This window comes from Salegentibacter tibetensis (genome assembly GCF_020164485.1).
In the GTDB taxonomy this organism is placed as follows: domain Bacteria; phylum Bacteroidota; class Bacteroidia; order Flavobacteriales; family Flavobacteriaceae; genus Salegentibacter; species Salegentibacter tibetensis.
In genome coordinates this window covers 134,083-153,543 of record NZ_JAIQZA010000002.1, presented here as the reverse complement: position 1 = coordinate 153,543, position 19,461 = coordinate 134,083, and the positions used below count along the sequence as shown (strand labels likewise).

The following is a 19,461-nucleotide window of genomic DNA, read 5'->3' as shown; positions in this document are numbered from 1 at the left end:
ATTATGCTTTACTCTTTCTGCTCTACCCGCTCATATTCCCTATCCATCGTTCTCAATCGATCCTGCTTTTCTTTTAAAATTTGATTTCCTGTGCTAATACATGATCTTTACCCAACAGAAGGCCACCAGTAAAAGAATAAGAGAATAGAAGTTTTTCATTAGTAAAATGGTTTAATGGTTAGCACGTAATAATTCTTCCAGTCCTTGCTTTTAATGTTTATTGACAGGAAGAGATCACAGAAAACGATAAAAATCAGGGCCGGTTAATTGCTGATATCACAGCGATACCGGATCCGTGATTTCTCAATTAGAGATGTATATCTTTTTTCTATGATTACTTTCACAGTTTTTTAGCCGGGTATATAAATCAAAAATTCCCTAGCGGGAAGGGCCGTGGGGGGAGAAAATAAAAGTAGTTCCTGACTATTTTCTATTTTTTGATTTCTTAAATATATTAGAATAATTGTTAAAATACAAATTATAAATAGCTGACCAGCAGTAAAAAAAGATATTATTGTGAAATTTTAAAGCTTTCTTAAAAAAGCGATATTTAGCTTTTTACAGACTATTCCAACAGAAAAGGTAAAAAGCTGATATAAAAATATCAGGAATTCAATGCGTCTTCAATTCACCTCAATTTTAGAGATCGTTTTTATATAGTGACCTTTACACAAAATTTTCAAAATGATCATCATTGGATTAGATGCTGCGGTTCAGGATAAAGATATAGGTTGTGTACTTGGAAATTATAGCGAAGGATCATTAAAATTATTAGGTAAATGGGAAAGAAAACAACCGCTTACCGATTTTATAACGGATGGAATAAAAGAATCGGAAAAAGCAATTCTGGCTATAGATGCTCCACTTGGATGGCCAGTTTCTTTCAGAAAAATATTAAATACACACTCTGCCGGCCTATCACTGGATACAGATCCTGAGCTGTTTTTTAAAAGACAAACAGATCTGGATATACGCCAACGGTTTAAGAAATGGCCGCTTGAGATAAGTGCGGACAGGATCGCGCGAACGGCATTTTTTACCCTGAACAGGATTGGTAAAATCGAAAAAGACTTAGATTACAAACTTAATTTACTGTGGTCAATACAGGATCTGGAAAAATACGGAATGCTGGAAGTGTATCCTGCCGCAACACTACTCTCCCTTGGATTTTCTATAAAAGGATATAAAAAAGATAATGCCCCTGCGCGTGATAAGCTTTACGATCAGCTGAAAAAAATTTACAATTTCAACAATTTTGAAAGCATTGATTTGACAACCATAGATCATGATTTTGATGCCCTGGTTTGCTGCCTGGCCTGTGTGGATTTTATAGAAGGAAAATCACTGCCACCGGCAAAGATAGATTCGGACATTAAAGAAGAAGGCTGGATATGGGTGAAGGGAAGAAATGATCATTAAGGATTAAAATGTGAAATATGAATGGAACAATAGAAAATTCCGGGTGCCGGTAATTTAACTTCTTAAAATCTAAATTACCGCCTTATAAGAAAAAAAAATCAGATATTGTTAAACCATCATTGAGATTAGAAATTAGATGAATCCCGTCTTATTCTCACTCTGCAAACTTCCGTATCAGCCTAATATCTTCAAGATTGACCTTTGTGTTTTCATATTTCACTTAACCTCCAGTACCCCCATCATACCCTGATCTTCATGATCCAGGATGTGGCAGTGATACATCCATTTTCCTTTGTAATTATCATAACGCACAATAAAGCGGGCCTTTTCAAAACCGGGAACATTTACTACATCCTCCCATTTCCGTTGAGATACCGGAACATTGTTACGATCAATCACCTGGAACTGAAAACCGTGTAGGTGAAATGGATGATCCATTCCTACCAGGTTCCTAATCTCCCATATTTCGGTCGCTCCCAGTTCTGCGGTTTCATCAATACGTTTCATGTCCATAGTTTTGCTGTTGATCTTTCCGTTGCTCATACGCATTATTCTGGTCTCTGTCGCATCTTCAATTTTTAATGTTGGAATTTTACGCAGGGTTTTTGGCACTACAAATTGTTCTTCAACCGCTGGTTCAGAAGTGTAACTGAGTTTCAAAAGTTCCCGCGTCTTATCCCAATCTTCAGGTCTGAACATTGGCATATAACGATCGTAAGGAAGTGCCTGCAGTACCGCTTCACTTCCGGGTTTCCCGGTGGCCCGCACAAGAAGTTCTGCGCGTTCCCCGTTTCCTAATAGAATCTCTTCCACCTCTTCCGGATGTTCAAATAAACCACCATCGCTACCAATAAGTGTAAAAGTATGATCTTTTAATGCAAGCCTGTAGGTTCTGGCTCCGGAGGCATTGACTATTCTCCATCGCTGCACTTCCCCGCTTCGAATAGTTAGGCTTGGCATGATTTCATCATTGACAAACAAAACATTTCCTTCCCGGCCATTCATATCGTCAATTTTCTTCTGCCGCGAATTCGCCTCTGCAAATTCAATCTGCCCATTTTCATCAAACCGGTTATCAGACAGGATCAGGAGATGTTCCGTCAGGGAACCTGGCAGGGGATCGTTTGGATCGCGCACGATAATTCCCCCGTAAAGTCCCATCCCCACCTGCCAGGCAGTGCGGTGATGAGGATGTGGATGATACCAGTAAGTACCTGCTGTGCCTTCATGCAATCTAAATGTGTAGGTAAAGGATTCACCGGCTGCGATTGGGTGAAACGGACTGCCGTCCATAATAAAAGGCAAATGCAGGCCGTGCCAGTGTACAGTAGTCATCTCAGAAAGATTATTTGTGAAATGAACAATAATACTATCGCCTTCAAATGCCTCCAGCATAGGCCCGGGAACCGTTCCATTATAAGCAAAAACATCTGATTCGCTGCCGGGCTTCAGGGAAAGACGCTCCGGGGAAGCAGAAAGTTCCACTTCCACAATTCCCGGTTCAGAAGAAATGTTTTTAACACCGGATGTCCGGCTATTTTCTTTCCACTTCTAACAATAGTGGAAGGGTTTTCAGGTTCTTTTTCCTGCCCATAGACAGTCAACTCAGCACCTCCCGCTGTGATGAAAACGATTGTGACTAATATTGCTATTCCTGAGATTACTAAAATTAATATCTGCTTCATATAATTTATTTTAACTATTTTACTGTTATTTCTTTCAAAACACCCCGGGAACCGGTCATCTCGGAAACAAAGAGATATCGCCCCGGATCCAGATCCACCGTTAAATAACCTGTTTTACCCAGCTGCAGGATATGCATACCTCCGAGAAAAGTGGCAGGTGCGGGTAGCCACAGGCCGCTATTGTTTAGCCGGTACACCTAATCGATTCCCTTTATTCACATTGTGCATGTAGCATCCACTGTGTTACGGCAGTTTTCTTCAATCTACAGTAAATGTTTTATACAAACCCTGGCCTTGAGATACAAAAACAATCCATGCATAATCCCCTGGTTCTGTTATATTCACTGAAAAGTATGCGTTGTCTGCCACTCTCTCGACTTCGATACCGCCAAGAAATTCAACAGGAGAAGGGGATTTCAACCCTCCAATTTTATACCAATCCATCCACTCATTTACTTCATTTAGGTCTGTTTCCTCTTCCAGGCGCACCAGGTGCAGATTGTTGTGGTAGGATCGTCCATTCCCATTCTTGTTTAATTCAACTTCAAAGGCATGCTTTCCTGTTACTGGGGCCCAATCTATTTCAATTTCTTTTTCGTGCAGGGTAATTCGTGATTCCGGATTTGGTACAGGGCTGTCTGCAGTATCTTCCCTGACCGTGAACTCCCAGTGCATTCCCTTCATTATATGGATAATTCCCTCCTCCGTTTTCAGCCAACAGATCAACAGATATTCCCCCGGTTCCAGGTAAACCGTTCTTTCTGCAGTTGTTCCTGGAGATGCCAGTCCGCGAGCATTTAAATAACGGAGGCCGTCGGACCAGGCGGGCAAAATTTCATTTCCTCTGTCGCTAATTCCAGAGCGCTCTAAAACCCCATCCTGATATTCACGTAACAAGGTTTCCCAGGCGATCATATAATCCGTAAGATAATCTTCATGGGTAACTCCATCGGGAAGCTTTACCAAACTTATCTCATGCGTTTCACTGGCCATCTGGTTACTTAAAATAAATGTAACCCATCCGGATGGAAGTTGATTGGGTGCATCAACATCAAACGCGTGATCAATAGCCTCCACATGAACGACCGTTTCCTGAGATTGTCCGTGTACCAGGCTGGACATCAAAAAGACTAAACTCATAATAATGGTTGTTATGTTAAACATTAATCCTTTAAATAAATTCGACATCTTTTCTTCTTTTTTTTTAATTGTTAGTACTATTTTTGAATTCCTTATTGCTGTTCCTGAGATTATTACTGAAAATGAGGAATGCTTCATAATGATTTACTATGACTATTTCACCCTAATTTCCTGAAATATACCCTTATCCGCCGCAGCCCCCGAAACGAACAGATACCGACCCGGCGAAAGATCTATCGTAAAATATCCCGGGCTGTTTAATGGCAGGAAATGCATCCCTCCAATAAAAGTTGCGTGATCGGGAGTGGGTTCACGCATGCCGTTCGGAGAATACCAGTTCATCCATTGTACCACTTCCTGCAGGTTCGCGCCGGCACCTAATCGTGCTACATGAACATCATGACCTAAACCCTTATCAGGTTTTTCGGTTATTTGCACCTCCACTACTCGCTTTCCGGCAGTAAGATCTCCATGAACTTCCAGCTCAGTATTGGAAACTTTGATTAGCAAGTCAGCCTTTGGCGCAGTTCCACCGGAATTTTTATCGAGTACCCGAATTGGTCTGGCCATTCCTTCCATAAAGTGGATTTCCCCATCTTCCGTTTTAATATAACATTCCATAGCATAATTACCCGGAGGCAGGTTGATAGTAGTCTCTGCTACTCCACCCCGCATTACAAGACCTGCTCCACCCATTCTTTCTACGCCCCAAAACCATTCAGGAACAGTCTTACCTAATATACCAGTTATCTCCTGGGGAGTAATTTTTCCATCCCTAAGTTGATACCACGCCTTGTTGAATGGGGGACCGGCCTCAGTTAAATAATCATCTACTGTTTTGCCCTCAGGTAAACGACTAAAAAGAATAAGATGGGGATCCTCACCTTCATTGCTGAATCGGATATTCCTCCACCCGGATTCTATTTCATCCGGGGCTTCAAAGGCGTAATCTGTTGCAGTTATTACTACTACTTCACTTTCGCCATTTGCCCTAACGGTTGTTGAATTCTGTGCTTGTAATAGAGGGTAGCATAATATTAGAAGGATAGTAACAATTGGAATTATACTTCTTATCATTTTTATACTTTTCATATAATCCTGTACTTAGTTATTTAATTATCTCCTTATTAAACAATAAGTTATCGTACTATAATATATTTAGAAATTCAAGTCACTAATAAAAAGGCTTTGTATCAATGACTTTTGTCACAGCTTAAATTCCTATTAAACAACCATAATGGAATGATATAAAACCTTCTAAACTCTCTTCTATTCCACAGTTACTTCCTTTGCAACTCCTAAATAACCGGTGTATTCGGAATAGAATAGATATTGGCCAGGTTCCAGATCCAAACTAAAGTAGCCGGTACCACCTTCAGGAAGCAGTTGCATACCTCCAATAAAAATTACCGGACTGGGGTTTTGCAGGCCATTAACATCAAACCAGTTCATCCATTCAGCCACCTCTTGTGCGTCAGTGTCTTCTGTAAGGCGAGCAACATGTACATTATGGCCATATCCTTCTTCCGGATTCTCTGCCACATGAACGGAGATGGTATGATTACCGGGAGAGAGATTGCCATCGATTGCCATTTCAAAATTTGAAAGCGTGATGGCGATATCTGCCTCTGGGGCAGCTGCCTCTGATGGCGTATCGGTTACCTTGAGCTCTCGCAGCATTCCTTCCATGGAGTGTAATTCTCCATCTTCGGTTTTCATATAACACTCCATAGCGTATATACCGGGTTCCAGGTTCAGGGTCACATTTGTGATCCTGCCGGGAGATATAAGACCGGCCCCTCCTGCAAACTCCAGAGTCCAGAACCATTCGGGCATTTGTGCTCCCAGTCTCTCCATAACTTCCTCAGTGCTTATTCCTTCATCCCTCATCGCATACCAGACTGCGTTAAATGGCACAAGTGCATCCCCCGCATATGCATCAAAAGTTAAACCTTCCGGTATCTTAGTCAGGAACAGGAAATGTGGTTCATTCCCTTCATTTTTGTACTCGAAAGTTGTCCACCCGGATTCTATTTCCTTAGGTGCATCAAAGGCGTAATCTGTTGCAGTTATTTCTACTACATCAGATAGAGTATCCTGTTCATATGCTATTGTTTTCTGTACTCTTGCTTCCTGGGCCCAAGAATTTGTACCGGAAAACAGCAGAGAAACCAAAAAAATGATACATACGAAATAATTTTTAAATATTGTTTCCATGGCATATAGGTTTAAAATATTGATCTATCGGTTTTTTTTTAAAGTTGTGGTTTTTTCCGTCTCACTTCCCTTTTAAATCTGAATTAAAAATCATGACCTGCGTATTAAAAATGTTTTTTCAATTGGGGTTTAAAAAATACTTTCAGGCAAAGGGCAGAAGAATAGCCCTAAAATTCCAACCTGCGAGAAAAAGTGTAGGGATTAAAATGGCCTCGACAGGAATATTTGATCTAATATACTAAAATGTAGATAGTTGAATAAATCTTAAGAGGTTACATCGAAACTATGCATCAAGTGTTTAATAAATAAGAACAAAAAGATCATTAACTTTTGCTAATGATCTTTTTGTAAGGATGCACCTTTACATTATCTGCCTGACGGCACTGTAAAAACCTCCAACATTTCCTTGCTCACTGGTTGGGGAGCTTCAACAATAAAGGCATAAACCCGGTTTTAATCAAAATATCATGACTCCTGTTTTTATACCTGAAGGTGGTCCATCCTGAAGAACTAGCATTTAATCAAAAAAAGCGGGGTTTTCTTTTTAGAAAATCCCGCTTTCAAAGTTTCAATTAAATACATTTATTCTGTTAAATCATTATTTAGTATGTTCCCTTTTGTTCCTTTACACGGCGTTCTTTAGTTACGGTATATTCGGGTGAACCAAAAGTTCCTCCAAAGAAACCAGCTAAGGCCCCAAGCAGTAGCACACCAAATGCAATGATACTAAAAGTACCTACGGCATCAGTGAATTTGTCGCTAAACTCTACCGCTTTCTGTTTAGCATCTGCGTAAAATTCTTCGGCATCATTTATTGCTTCCTCAATTTGCTGTTCCCAATTCTGGACCATTCGGTCAATTTCAGTCTCGCTTAGATCGCTATTTTGGGTGAGGTATTCTTTAAGCTCCTCTTTCTTTAGATATTCACCATCACCCTCAAGGTTTATTTCCAGGCCACCTTCTTCATTAATATCAAATTCCAGGTCGTTAAAGAACTCTTCTATATCCATAGATCTTATTAAGCCTTTTACCTTTGAATCGGTTTCCGAAATACTTTCTCGGGTTTCCTCAGTAGCATCCTCTGGCAATACATCGTATCGCTCTGCTGTGCTAACAACCTGCAATACTTCTTGCTTTACTTTTTCTAAAGTTAAGTTAGCTTTTTCCTGTGATTGCTGCTCTGCCTCATCTACCTGTACGGTTATCTGCTGTGAGTTATCTCCACCAAACAATGAAGATACGGTGTTACCCAAACCACTCATTATAGAACCTACTGTAGAAGTAAGAAAATAAAATGTAACAACGGCATATAGTGCCCAGGCCAAAAATCCGTGTAGACCCCCATCTGCTCCCGAAGTAAATCCAGACATCCTGCCTGCTACCATACCCCCAACGAAAAGTGCAGCAAGATTAGACAAACCCCACCAAATTATTGTTCCGGTGCCCAATCCCGCGAGAGGATCAGATTCTGTCATCGGGTTTATAGAACTTAAGCCAATACCAAGTCCTAATAAATTTAATAAGAAGGCTACTGCGAGTGCAGTAAGTGCGCCAGCGAAAATTGCTCCCCAGGAATTTCTTCTAATTTTTTCCTCAAAACCTCCGGTGTTCGTATACTTTGTTGCCATAATAATATTATTTTTACAACAATTTATTAACTACTATAACATTATTCATATAATATTGCTTTATTTAACACTTATAAAAACACTTTTTAACAATAAATTAGAATAAAAAATAAATGCAAAATTTAGGTTTGAAGATTTTAATTTTTCGAAGTTTAAATTCGTTGGAAGTTAAGTTGGCTCATTTTTAATTCTAATCAGAAAGAAAGAAGAGAGGAGCAAGCTTAAAATAAGCATAAGAACTTATACTATTGAAGGTGCCAATACCACGGCTCAGCCGAAAAGATATTGACTTCCCTAATAAAATGATGCTGGAAATTTTAAGGGGGAATATTGATTACATGCGGCCGATAGACTCCCCCCCTCCCCGCGATTCTGAAATAGTAAAAACTAAAATTGAAGTATTCCTAAAAAACCGGAAGAAATTAAATTATGCCCCCATGTTCCTGACCACCAGGTTAAATTGAGGCTTTTGAGATATTTTTAGAATTTATAAAAAAGAATTATTTAGTCCCGGTCGTGCTTAAAAGCTGCCATCACTCTAAAAATATGCATGATTGCGGGAAAAACTGCATCCATAGATTCTTCAGCACCCTTCGTAGAGCCTGGCAGAGCAAGTACAAGGGTGTTTCCTATTAATCCCGAAACCGAACGCGAAAGCATAGAATAAGGTGTTCTATCCTGTCCGTAGGCTCTTATGGCCTCTTCAATTCCCGGGATAGGGCGTTCTAGTAATGGTTGAATAGCTTCCGGGGTTACGTCCCGGGGAGATAGGCCGGTACCCCCGGTTAAAATCACCAGATCTACTTTTTTATGGCATTTTTCTTTTACAAGGCTTTGAATTGTTTCTTTCTCATCTGGAATAACCCGGTAATCTTCTACTATTACCTGATAAGCTTTTAGCTTTTCCATGATAACCTTTCCTGCCTTATCCTGCTTCTCCCCCGCTGAAATTGAATCGGAACAGACAATGACACTTGCTGAAATTTGATTTTCCTCAACTACCTTGCGGTAATCGGTTTTTCCGCCTTTTTTCTCCAGAAGCTTAATTTTTTCAATACTTATTCCTTTATCTATAGGCTTTAGCATATCGTACATAGTGAGGGCAACTACTGATGCTGCATGCATGGCTTCCACCTCAACCCCTGTTTTATAAATAGTATGTACCTCAACATTAATATAAACCTCGAGGTCTTCAATATTGTAGGTAATATTTGTATATTCAACCGGTAAGGGATGGCAATCGGGAATCATTTCACTGGTGCGCTTTGCCGCAAAAAGTCCTGCTGTTTTCGCCATTTCAAACACATCCCCTTTGGGAACTTTTTTCTCCTCCACCGCCCTAATCGTATCAAGGCTGCTTACCTTAACCACAGCTTGCGCTATTGCCTTTCGAAGCGTATTGCTTTTATGAGTAATATTTACCATTTTTATCTATTCAATATCTAGGTATTCACTTTCCATTTTTCTCCCTGGTTCTCAAGAAGTTCCTTTCCCCAAACCGGTAGCTCATTTTTAATCCTTTCTACCAGTTCTTCACAAGCATCTATTGCCATTTCCCTGTGTTTGGAGGATGTAAATACAAACAGGCATATTTCCCCGGTTTTCACTTCCCCCAGGCTGTGATAAATATGCATACAGGTAAGCTCATATTTTTCAAATATGGCTTCCCGAATTTCAAATGCCTTTAGAAGGGCCATCTCTTCATAAGCTGTATATTCTATGGCGCTCACTACGCTACCCTCCTTTTCATCGGCCCGCACCTGCCCCAAAAAAATAGAATGAGCTCCTATATTGGTTTTGGCGCTATGATTTTGAATAGATTGGGCTATCTTTTCTGAAGAAATAGGTCCTTCTACAAATATATTTTTAGGTTTACGTGTCATTTTTATTCAAATTTAAAGGTGAAGAAGGATGCAAAATACCTCCTTCTACCGAAAATATTTTCTTTTCGGGAAATTGCTGTTTCAGTTCGTGTGCCAGTTGCCGGCTGCGTTGCCCCGACGCACAAACCAGAAGAATATTCTCATAAGCTGAGAGAGCTGCAGCGTTCTCCTTTATTTTTTTCATTGGGATCCTGGTTAAAAATTCCTTTTCCAGTAATGGCTTTTCTCCGGTTTCCCTGATATCTACCAGTAGGCTATCATTCATATTTAGCGTCCAATCCATAGCCTTTTCCCAATTTATGCTCTCTGCGAGTCCGCAGTTGATGTTGTAATCCCTGCTACGAAAATCTTCTTCAGAATCAGGAAGATTATTCCTGCCGCTAGGATTAGCCTGTATGGCCACTTCGTAAAATGATGAATTCTTAAGATTGAAAAAAAGTATTTTTTCTGCAAGTACTTTTCCTACTCCCGAAAGTATTTTTATTACCTCCGCGGCTTGAAGCGTTCCTATAATACCCGGAAGAACACCTAAAACCCCGGTCTCAGCACAATTGGGAATTTGATCCCGTCTGGGCGGATTGGGATAAATATCCCGATAGTTCAATGCAATCTGCCCAAAATTAAAAGCCATCACCTGCCCTTCATATTGATAAATAGCGCCCATTACCAGGGGTTTTTTAAGTAGTACACAGGCATCATTAATAAGATAACGGGTGCCAAAATTATCTGTCCCGTCTACCACTACATCAAACAAAGAGATTACCTCCAGGGCATTATTCGTATTCAGATAATCAGAAAAAACTTCAAAACTTAAATCCGGATATTTTTCCTTAAGAATTTCGGCTGCAGTAGAGGATTTAGGCTTACCTGTATGTTGGTGTCCAAAAAGCGTTTGTCTATTAAGGTTAGACTCACTTATAGTATCCCCATCAACTATTCCAATAGTACCCACTCCGGCAGCCGCAAGGTGCAGGAGAGCAGGACAACCCAATCCCCCGGCTCCTACCACAAGAACGCGGGCGTCGGAGAGTTTTTGCTGTCCTTCTATCCCAAAACCGGGCAATATGGTTTGGCGTGAAAATCTATTCATCCCCCTGAAAATGGTGGTAATAGGGCAATTTCCTCGTTCCCTCGCAGGCGAGTATTTTGCTGTATAAGCTGTTGGTTCACCGCCAGGGAAAAGTCCATATTCCTTAGATCCGGATATTCATCATAGAGACTGTTTAATAATTCTTCGGTATCCTGCTGCTGTGGAAAATAAAATTCCTGCTCCGGCAATTTTTCAGCGATTATACCAAAAGCTTTTACGGTTAATTTTTCCATTTCTTTTCTGCTTCTTTTCGTTCTTTTTCTGTATTGATATTTTTGAATATCTTACCCGAACTCTCGTTCTGGAAAGGTAACAAAACGTGTTCATTTTTCAGAATGAAATCGGTCATTTTTAGTTCTCTTACAGCTATGCTTTTCTTAATATTTTCCTTTAAAATTACAGGATAGATACTAAACAGGGGATTTATTTTTTGATTATACACAGAGGCGATTATCTGCCTATTATTTGCATTTTCCAGGAGCAATTCTATTGCTCCGGCGGTAACAAAAGGCATATCGCAGGCAAGGAGGATAACCATTTTTGCCTTTGTATTTTCCATAGCGGTAAGCAAACCACCCATAGGGCCTTTTTTAGGAATGACATCACTATAAACGGGAAGCATAAACTTTTTATAGGCAGGATTGTTCGCAATAATTTTAGTGGATATTCCCAGTATTTGCAATTCCTTAAGCACATGTAAAATCATGGGCTGTTCGTTTAATCGTACCAGGCCTTTATCGCGCCCCATACGACTGCTTTTCCCTCCTGCGAGTACAAAGGCTTCTATGTTTGGATAATTTTTCAGAAAGAGTTTTATTTAATAGGTGATCCCGTCAAAATGAGAGTTAACCGCTGTTTCAAAAGCCTTATAATCAGAAACCTCAGGTCATGCCCATGAGGTATAAATTGGAAAACTATTTTATAATTTCGAGGCAAGCCCGCCTGAATGATTCGGGCAGGCCTCGGGGGAATTAAACCCTCAATGAGGGATTAAAACGAAGGGACCATAATCAGAATTAAATTAAATCCCGTACTGTCCTAAAAGCTAAAGACACTTAAAGATCGTAAACGTTTACTATGGTTCCCGCAGTTACCACCTCATTTTCCCCGGGTAATTCGAGCAGGCATTCTGCAGTGGCAAAGGCCTGTAAATTAAAGGATTGTTGTCCTTTTAAAAGTGACACTTCTCCCCCTGTTTTTTTTCCTTTCATAAAATAAGTTAAACCCGGTTTTTTCTCCACGTCTTCGGCAAGTGTTAACTGGTGGTCGGCGTCCCATACTGCGTTTTTACCCAACCAGAATCTTATGGAAGGTCTAACGTATTGTATAAAACAACTGTGAACCGAAGCCGGGTTTCCAGGTAGGGCAAAAACCATCTTTTTCTCTTTTTTTCCGACGAACAATGGTTTTCCCGGACGCTGTTTTATTTTATAGAAAAGCTCCCGTACCTTTGCTGTTTTCAGACAATCCTCAACAAAATCGTAATCCCCAACAGAAATTCCGCCACTAAGCAAGAGAATATCATTTTCAGAAAGAGCGCGATCAATAATTTTTTGAAGGCTGTTTTTGTCATCAGAGGCTTTATATCCCTGGATTTGCTTAACTCCATTCTCTTTTAAAAGAGCTTCAAGCATAGGCCCGTTGGAATTATATATCTCACCTTCTCTTAGAGGGGTACCCGGTTCTTTCAACTCATTACCCGTAACTATATAACCTACCCGGGGCGTAGTCCAAACTTTTACCTTTGCTACCCCAACCGAAGCGAGGAGGCCTATTTGTCCGGCTCCCAGGACCTGGCCTTTTTCAAGTATTTGTGTATGCTTTTCAGACTGGGATCCTTTTAGCCTTATATTACTCCCAATAGATATCTTATCTCCACTGTAGGCTATTTGGCCTTCTTTGATTACTTCTATTAGCTCTTGCGGAATTACGGTATTGGCCCCCTTCGGAATCTTTGCTCCTGTAAAGATACGGGCTGCTTTACCCGGGGAAATAATGGTTTCTGAAGTATCTCCTGCCTGGATCACATTTGAAACTTCCCACTCCTCATTATGCCCTTCAAAATTCATTGCATAGCCGTCCATAGCTGAATTATCAAAGGAGGGAACATCAATGGGAGAATATATATTCTCTGAAAGCACCAATCCAAGACATTCCCCAAGAGCGATCTCTTTAATTTGTCCCCTTTCTGAGTTTTCAGAAAGAATCTTTTTAGCCTGTTCTACTGAAATCATCCGCCAATCCTAATCATGCTTCGGTTCTCAAGTTGAGAGGTACTAGTATCTTTATACGATTTATTAAACTGCCCTCCCATCACTGCGTGTTTGCGTATAACTGATAACCTGATAAGCGGTTCTATATCTTCGCCCTTTCTTAGGGTCCCCAGTAAATCCATCTCATCTTTCCCAAAAAGACAATTCTTCATCTTTCCATCGGCTGTGATCCGCATACGGTTGCAATCGCCACAAAAATGTTCTGTCATAGTCGTGATAAAGGCAAAGGTACCTTCGTGGCCAATGGCTTTGTATTTTTTGGCGGTAGCATGAGGTTTATCCTTTAATTTCACCATATCATATTCCGCTTCCGCCCATTGCAGCATTTGCGTCGCTGTAATTACTTTCTTGCTGTTCCAGTGATTTCCTTCAAAAGGCATAAATTCTATCATGCGAACATGTAAGGGCAAATCCCTTGTGATTTCCACAAAATCAAGGATTTCCTTTTCAATCACACCCTCAATAGCTACTGCGTTAATCTTTACCCTAAAGCCTTCTTCCAGCAGCAATTGTATATTTCGCCATACTAAATCAAACTGATCTCTTTTGGTGATCTTTTTAAAAGTTTCTGCGTTCAGGGTGTCTAGGCTAACATTCACTGAGCGTATCCCAGCGGCTTTAAAGTCGTCAATAAATTTATGAACAAGAACAGCATTGGTGGTAAGACTTATTTCTACCGGAAATTTTGAGAGTCGGGATAAAATCTCCCTGAACTCCTTTCTAACAAGGGGTTCCCCCCCTGTAAGCCGAATTTTATTAACTCCCAGATTCACGAAAATGCTTGCAATTTTTTCAATCTCATCAACCTGCATGAGATGTTTATTGGGTAAGCATTGTATGTCCTCATCGGGCATACAGTACTGGCAACGAAAATTGCAGCTATCTGTAAGCGAAATCCTTAAATAATCGTGTATTCTTTTATGTTTGTCTACTAACATTCACTCCTGGTTTAGTATCTGGTTTCCTCTTCAAATGCTCAACACCCCCATTAAATCAGGGGGTATTTCATTTCATCCTCATCTTTGTGATATTTACCACAAAGATAAGCTGGGGTGTCATTCATTCTTCTAATAAAAATCATAATGTAAGAATTTTTTTTTTCTCCGTGAATTTCAAATGAAAAAATCTTCCCATTGTAATTTCATTTTCTTCCAACAAGCAGTCTTAATACTATAGCCGGAAAACAATATAACCCTGGAGTACCGATTAAACGTAGGCTACGGTAAGATCCACGGTTTGCTAAAAATAAAACCCCATGATTGCTTAAGGGTTTTAGTTGTTGGGATAACAATGTATAAGACCCCGGCAGGATTAACTTCGTTTTTCCTTTGGGCTCCCGCATGAAAATAGAAAGTCACCCCGCCCTCCGGGCAGCTTACTTTTTTATTTCCCTACAAATCGCTGAGCAAGCTCAGCTTTTCCGGAAAATAAAAGGAGCTGTCTCATTTACCAAAATGAGGCGGTTTTTTTATTAGATAGATTTTTTCAACTAGACATTGGATTTTTTTGATAGAAAATATATAGATGAGTGTTTCTAAGCACTCTTCTTTCTAATGTTATGGGCCAGAGCGTATAATCCGAACTCTAATTCTACTTTATCGAGCCATCGGTGAGTAAATCTTTTAAAATTTCTGTTGTATTTGATATGTGCAAAGACCGGTTCCACATCAGCTGTCCGTTTTCTTCGATTTATTTCCCCTATTTCAGATAATAGGGCTTCCCTGGCTTTTTGTGTATTGCTCCAGGATATGATTGCGCTCGACAATGCGATTGCTTTTCCCTTTAAAACAGGCGCCTCTTATTGGACAGCCCATGCAGTTTTGTGCTCTATACTTGCTATAGGTTTGCTTGTAACCGGATTTTGTGGCTTTGGTATTCTCAGATATTTTATCCATCCGCTGTCCCATGGGACATACATAATGGTCTTCCTTCTCATTATAATGAAGGGTGTCCCTGTGGAAAGGAGTTTTCTTTCTTTTCTTCCCCGCAACATTCTGTTCTTTATCGAAGGTGTTGAACTTTACATATGCATGGATCCCTTTATTGGATAACAATTCAAAATTTTCCTGGCTTCCATAACCAGCATCGGCAGTAAGGGATTCAGGCGCATTCTGGTATAGATATTCATAACGCTCCAGGTGGGGTTTTAAGGTATGAATGTCATTGGTGTCCTGATGCAAAGTGTAGTTAACAATAAACTGGTCTTCAGAGCTTATCTGTACATTATAACCGGGCTTGAGTTGCCCGTTTTTCATATGATCCTCTTTCATGCGCATAAAGGTTGCATCCGGATCGGTCTTGCTATAGCTGTTTCGATTACCAAGAGCTTCTTTCTGTTGTTCATACTTCTCCAGGTTAGCAGCAAAGTTCTTTACAATGTAACGGGCTTTAGCTTTTGCCTTGGAACTGGCCTTGTCATTCCCTTTGAGTATTTTATTAATCTTTTGAGCCGTTTTCTCCACCTTCTCTTTATCGACTTTTTTAAAATCCGGAGGAGTAGGATCCTGGTCTTCTTCATCAGCAATGCTCTGGGCATACTCCCACATTTCTTCAAGTTGCTGCATCATTTTCTCTTTGCGGGTCTTTATAGCGTTACCCCAGACAAAAGTGTATCGTCCGGCCACAGATTCGATCTTAGTCCCATCGGTATACACTTGCTTTAAAGTAACCAAGCCTTCCTGGGCAAGCAACAAAACTACCTGCTTAAAATACATCTTTGAGTTTTTTACTCCTAAAGCGAGCTATGGTATTATGATCGGCTACCTGTTTATTTGAAAGCCACATGAAATTGATGTTCTCACGCATGGCCTTCTCAATCTTCCGACTGGAATAGGTATTATCCATATAAGCATAGACCATCACCTTCAACATCATCTTAGGGTGATAACTGGGTTGACCGTCTTGACTATAGGCTTTTATCAATGGCTGGAGATCCAAATGCTCAATTACTCCATTGACGATCCTAACCGGATGGTCTTAGGGAATCAATTCTTCAATGGAGGGTGGTAATAGCCAATTTTGTTGCTGGTTGTAATCCTTAAATTTATGGCTCATTTATGTGATTATCAGTACTTAAAAATACGAAAATCCCAGTAAAAATGCAATCCAATACAGCTATAAAACAAAAAAACTGCCTCAAATTAATGAGACAGCTTGTTCTTCGTACCTAATCTTTATATATTATTTAACTATTAATCCTGTCCATTGTAAACCTGAATGATTTCTCCACAGGCTACGGGAAGTGTAGCGTCATATTCTCCTTCAAAAGTCATCCCATGAAGAACAATTGTACGATTTTCCAATGGCAATAGGTTTTCCAAACTGATAACCTCACCTTCTTCCTCAAACTCTTCTTCTCCAAGTTCAAAGGTTCGCTCATAATCTACATTTCCACTGGCATCGGCTACAGGCCAAGTATTTACAGGCTCAAAAAGATTAAGTAAAACCGGACCATAAAATGGTATACCTTCCACAAGATCTATTACGCCATCATTATTAGTATCGGCGGCCATAAATTCCGGTGATCCAAATGGAGGAGGACAAACCGCATTGGAGCCATCTTCAAAACCATGGATATGCTGAGGATGTATCATGTTTGACTCATAACCAGTAGCCCTTATTTTTACGGTTAATGAATTTTCCATTAACAAAAGAGTTGCTGTACCGTTTACTCCACTATTATTCATAGAAGAAAGAGGAGTAAAATAGATATCTGAATTTAATAATGCTGGGGAATCCTCAATATCACCGCAATTTCCTGCTTGAAAGTGGTAGTAGTCTACGTTGTCATCTCCATCCATTAGATCTCTTACATCACCATCGTTGATAACTCCGGCTCTTATTATTCTTTCTTCTACATCTTCGTAGGCATCTGAATTACGCAAGGTAATTTCAAAATAATACTCGTCCATACCGGCCCTGTCAGGTAAAAACATACATATCGGGGAAGTATAATAATCTCCGTCCTCAATATCCATTGTATTTTGAAGGTTTTCGTAAAGCATATCGCCTTTTTCTCCATTCTCAAAAGACCATACATTCACACTGTACATTGCGGGATAGTGTCTTCCGTCTTCGTCACAGTAGTTTCCAAATATACAGAACTCGATAGCTTCAGTTGCTTCAATATCAAAGAATTGATATCCATATAGATTTACATCTCTGTCATCAACACATAGCACTTCCACATCAAGATAGGTTTTTGATCCCGCCCTTAAATTCCAGGTACTGGCATCTCCACCTAAAGGATTTGCAACGAAATGGGCATACTCACTTCCAACTTTAGGAGCGACCCATAAAACATTATCCGGTTCCCCGTCATTGTCATCATCCGTCCAAACCACAAAGTCCATAAGAGTAACAGAAACATGTGTTTCGCCTGAAGCTACCGGAATTTCCAGATCTTCATCATAAGCAGTAGAATATCCGTTGGTATCCTCTAATATAGGTACTACAACCGTTACTTCTGTATTATTATCTCCATGTTCAATAGTGATTTGTGCAAAAGCAGGGTTTCCGTCAATACATTCACCTACATCAGCTCCTGCATGTTCTTTGTTCGTCATAGCTCTACTGAAATCCTGGAGAGCAGTTCCGAATGTAAGCGTAACACTTTCCTGATCGTTGTTCACGGTGTTTTCATCCTTACTACAGGAGGTAAAAATTAAGGCAAACGCTGCCAAATACATCAATTTTAATTTAAAATTTCTCATTGTTAATAAAATTTAGTTATTAATATTTATAATGGTTAATTGTAATTCCTACGTTTGATATCAATTCAAGTATTTTTTTGACATTCTAAAGATAATATCAATCACAAGGGGATGAAATGAGGGAATTCCCCTATTGGCTTGATTTTAACTGTTTGTTGTACGATAAGCCCAATGAACTTTACATAATAATTAACGGTATTTATACCTCCTCTGATAGGGAATACATCCTGTTAGTTTCGAATAATACTCTGGAGAAAGCTTTGAAATAGGAAAGAGAAGGAATAATTGTATTTACAGAAATCAATCAGAGATCATTCTCAAAATTGAGAAATAATTAAAATTTTATAGTAAAAAATTAAGATTAACTATGTGTTGCCCACTAAATTCTTCCCGTATTGATCATTTTGCAATATTTAGGTTTGATCCAAATAAAAACCGTTAGAAGTCAGTCTAGAGGAGTGAAAAATGTAGAATTCTTTTTGTACAGATTACCTACAATTTTTGCATAAACACAACAATTAGACTTGATCCCCTTTAGGCCTGATCCCAGAAAAAAGCTAAAAAAATTAATTGTGGACTATATGTGAACTAAAAAAGCAGAATTAACCCCAAAGAAAAAGCGCAACCTCTTTAAATACAAGTGGTTGCGCCCTACTTCTCTCGACATGTTATGACCCCGGCAGGATTAACTTCGTTTTTCCTTTGGGCTCCCGCATGAAAATAGAAAGTCATCCTGCCATCCGGGCAGCTTACTTTTTTATTTCCCTACAAAGCGTTGAGCAAGCTCAGCTTTTCCGGAAAATAAAAAAGTCTACACTCCCGTGTAGACTTTCTGTTTTAAGTGACCCCGGCAGGATTCAAACCTGCAACCCTCAGAGCCGAAATCTGATGCGCTATTCAGTTGCGCCACGGGGCCTATTAGACCTCACAGGTTTTGAAAACCTGTGAGGTCTCGATAATTATTTACTCAATTTACTTTTAACAATTGTAGAAATCCTTCTGCCATCTGCCTTACCGGCTAATTCATTGCTGGCCATCCCCATAATTTTTCCCATATCCTGCATTCCGCTGGCTCCGGTTTTGGTGATGATCTCGTCTACTTTGGCTTCAATTTCAGCTTCACTTAACTGCTCTGGTAAAAAAGATTCAATTACAGCCGCCTGGTTTTCTTCAGGTTCGGCTAGATCTGCCCTGTTTTGCTCCCTGTAAATCACAGCACTCTCCTTGCGCTGTTTTACCAGTTTCTGCAAAATCTTCAGCTCTTCATCTTCAGTCAATCCATCTTTCTCAGAGCTTTCAGTATTGGCCAGTAAAATAGCACTTTTAACCGATCGTAAAGCTTCCAGCTTTTCGCTGTCTTTAGCTTTCATAGCAGCTTTCATCTCTGCCATTACTTTATCCTGTAAACTCATAT

Annotated in this window: 16 protein-coding genes, 1 tRNA gene and 1 pseudogene; 1 reads left to right on the top strand and 17 read right to left on the bottom strand. The window is 39.9% G+C overall.

From position 1 onward, the window contains the following. The first annotated feature begins 684 nt into the window (after positions 1-684). Complete coding sequence (locus tag LB467_RS01700; RefSeq protein WP_224472303.1) at positions 685-1,419, top strand: DUF429 domain-containing protein; 735 nt, start codon at positions 685-687, stop codon at positions 1,417-1,419. A gap of 216 nt (positions 1,420-1,635) precedes the next feature. Here LB467_RS01700 and LB467_RS01695 read toward each other — a convergent pair whose 3' ends face one another. From LB467_RS01695 to LB467_RS01615, 17 genes and pseudogenes are all read right to left on the bottom strand, one after another. After that, positions 1,636-2,910, bottom strand: a complete 1,275-nt coding sequence (locus LB467_RS01695; protein ID WP_224472302.1) for a multicopper oxidase family protein — start codon at positions 2,908-2,910, stop codon at positions 1,636-1,638. Then, positions 2,868-3,104, bottom strand: coding sequence for a hypothetical protein (locus tag LB467_RS01690; RefSeq protein ID WP_224472301.1), 237 nt, complete (start codon positions 3,102-3,104; stop codon positions 2,868-2,870). Before LB467_RS01690 ends, LB467_RS01695 begins: the two co-directional genes overlap by 43 nt. Before the next feature lie 258 nt (positions 3,105-3,362). Further along, entirely contained in the window at positions 3,363-4,292 is a 930-nt protein-coding gene (locus LB467_RS01685; RefSeq protein ID WP_224472300.1) for a hypothetical protein, read from the bottom strand. Between the two features lie 105 nt (positions 4,293-4,397). After that, positions 4,398-5,336 (bottom strand): hypothetical protein, encoded by a 939-nt coding sequence (locus LB467_RS01680; protein ID WP_224472299.1) that lies wholly within the window; start codon positions 5,334-5,336, stop codon positions 4,398-4,400. A gap of 177 nt (positions 5,337-5,513) precedes the next feature. After that, on the bottom strand, positions 5,514-6,461 hold the full coding sequence (locus LB467_RS01675) for a hypothetical protein (RefSeq protein ID WP_224472298.1): 948 nt from the start codon (positions 6,459-6,461) through the stop codon (positions 5,514-5,516). 602 nt (positions 6,462-7,063) lie between these two features. Beyond that, positions 7,064-8,089, bottom strand: a complete 1,026-nt coding sequence (locus tag LB467_RS01670) for a hypothetical protein (protein WP_224472297.1) — start codon at positions 8,087-8,089, stop codon at positions 7,064-7,066. Between the two features lie 504 nt (positions 8,090-8,593). Continuing rightward, complete coding sequence (gene moaCB, locus LB467_RS01665; protein WP_224472296.1) at positions 8,594-9,514, bottom strand: bifunctional molybdenum cofactor biosynthesis protein MoaC/MoaB; 921 nt, start codon at positions 9,512-9,514, stop codon at positions 8,594-8,596. Positions 9,515-9,531: 17 nt separating this feature from the next. After that, complete coding sequence (locus LB467_RS01660; RefSeq protein ID WP_224472295.1) at positions 9,532-9,972, bottom strand: molybdenum cofactor biosynthesis protein MoaE; 441 nt, start codon at positions 9,970-9,972, stop codon at positions 9,532-9,534. Then, on the bottom strand, positions 9,962-11,062 hold the full coding sequence (locus LB467_RS01655; RefSeq protein WP_224472294.1) for a HesA/MoeB/ThiF family protein: 1,101 nt from the start codon (positions 11,060-11,062) through the stop codon (positions 9,962-9,964). Before LB467_RS01655 ends, LB467_RS01660 begins: the two co-directional genes overlap by 11 nt. Then, on the bottom strand, positions 11,059-11,295 hold the full coding sequence (locus tag LB467_RS01650) for a MoaD/ThiS family protein (RefSeq protein ID WP_224472293.1): 237 nt from the start codon (positions 11,293-11,295) through the stop codon (positions 11,059-11,061). The genes LB467_RS01655 and LB467_RS01650 overlap by 4 nt, the downstream gene beginning before the upstream one ends. Next, a complete protein-coding gene (locus LB467_RS01645; RefSeq protein ID WP_224472359.1) occupies positions 11,283-11,849 on the bottom strand; it encodes a molybdenum cofactor guanylyltransferase in 567 nt (188 codons plus the stop codon). Before LB467_RS01645 ends, LB467_RS01650 begins: the two co-directional genes overlap by 13 nt. 268 nt (positions 11,850-12,117) lie before the next feature. Next, the gene (locus LB467_RS01640) at positions 12,118-13,296 is read right to left on the bottom strand and encodes a molybdopterin molybdotransferase MoeA (RefSeq protein WP_224472292.1); all 1,179 of its coding nucleotides are present in this window, start codon (positions 13,294-13,296) and stop codon (positions 12,118-12,120) included. Beyond that, positions 13,293-14,273: a GTP 3',8-cyclase MoaA gene (moaA, locus tag LB467_RS01635; RefSeq protein ID WP_224472291.1), complete on the bottom strand. Its 981-nt coding sequence runs from the start codon at positions 14,271-14,273 to the stop codon at positions 13,293-13,295. The genes LB467_RS01640 and moaA overlap by 4 nt, the downstream gene beginning before the upstream one ends. Before the next feature lie 596 nt (positions 14,274-14,869). After that, positions 14,870-16,389 (bottom strand): annotated as a pseudogene (locus tag LB467_RS01630) (IS1182 family transposase). Between the two features lie 137 nt (positions 16,390-16,526). Further along, entirely contained in the window at positions 16,527-18,047 is a 1,521-nt protein-coding gene (locus LB467_RS01625; protein WP_224472290.1) for a hypothetical protein, read from the bottom strand. An 842-nt stretch (positions 18,048-18,889) separates the two neighbouring features. Continuing rightward, a tRNA-Arg gene (locus LB467_RS01620) sits at positions 18,890-18,963 on the bottom strand. 43 nt (positions 18,964-19,006) lie between these two features. Beyond that, positions 19,007-19,438 carry a GatB/YqeY domain-containing protein gene (locus LB467_RS01615; RefSeq protein ID WP_394371753.1) on the bottom strand — a complete coding sequence of 144 codons (432 nt, stop codon included), beginning with the start codon at positions 19,436-19,438 and terminating at the stop codon, positions 19,007-19,009. Positions 19,439-19,461: the final 23 nt, after the last annotated feature.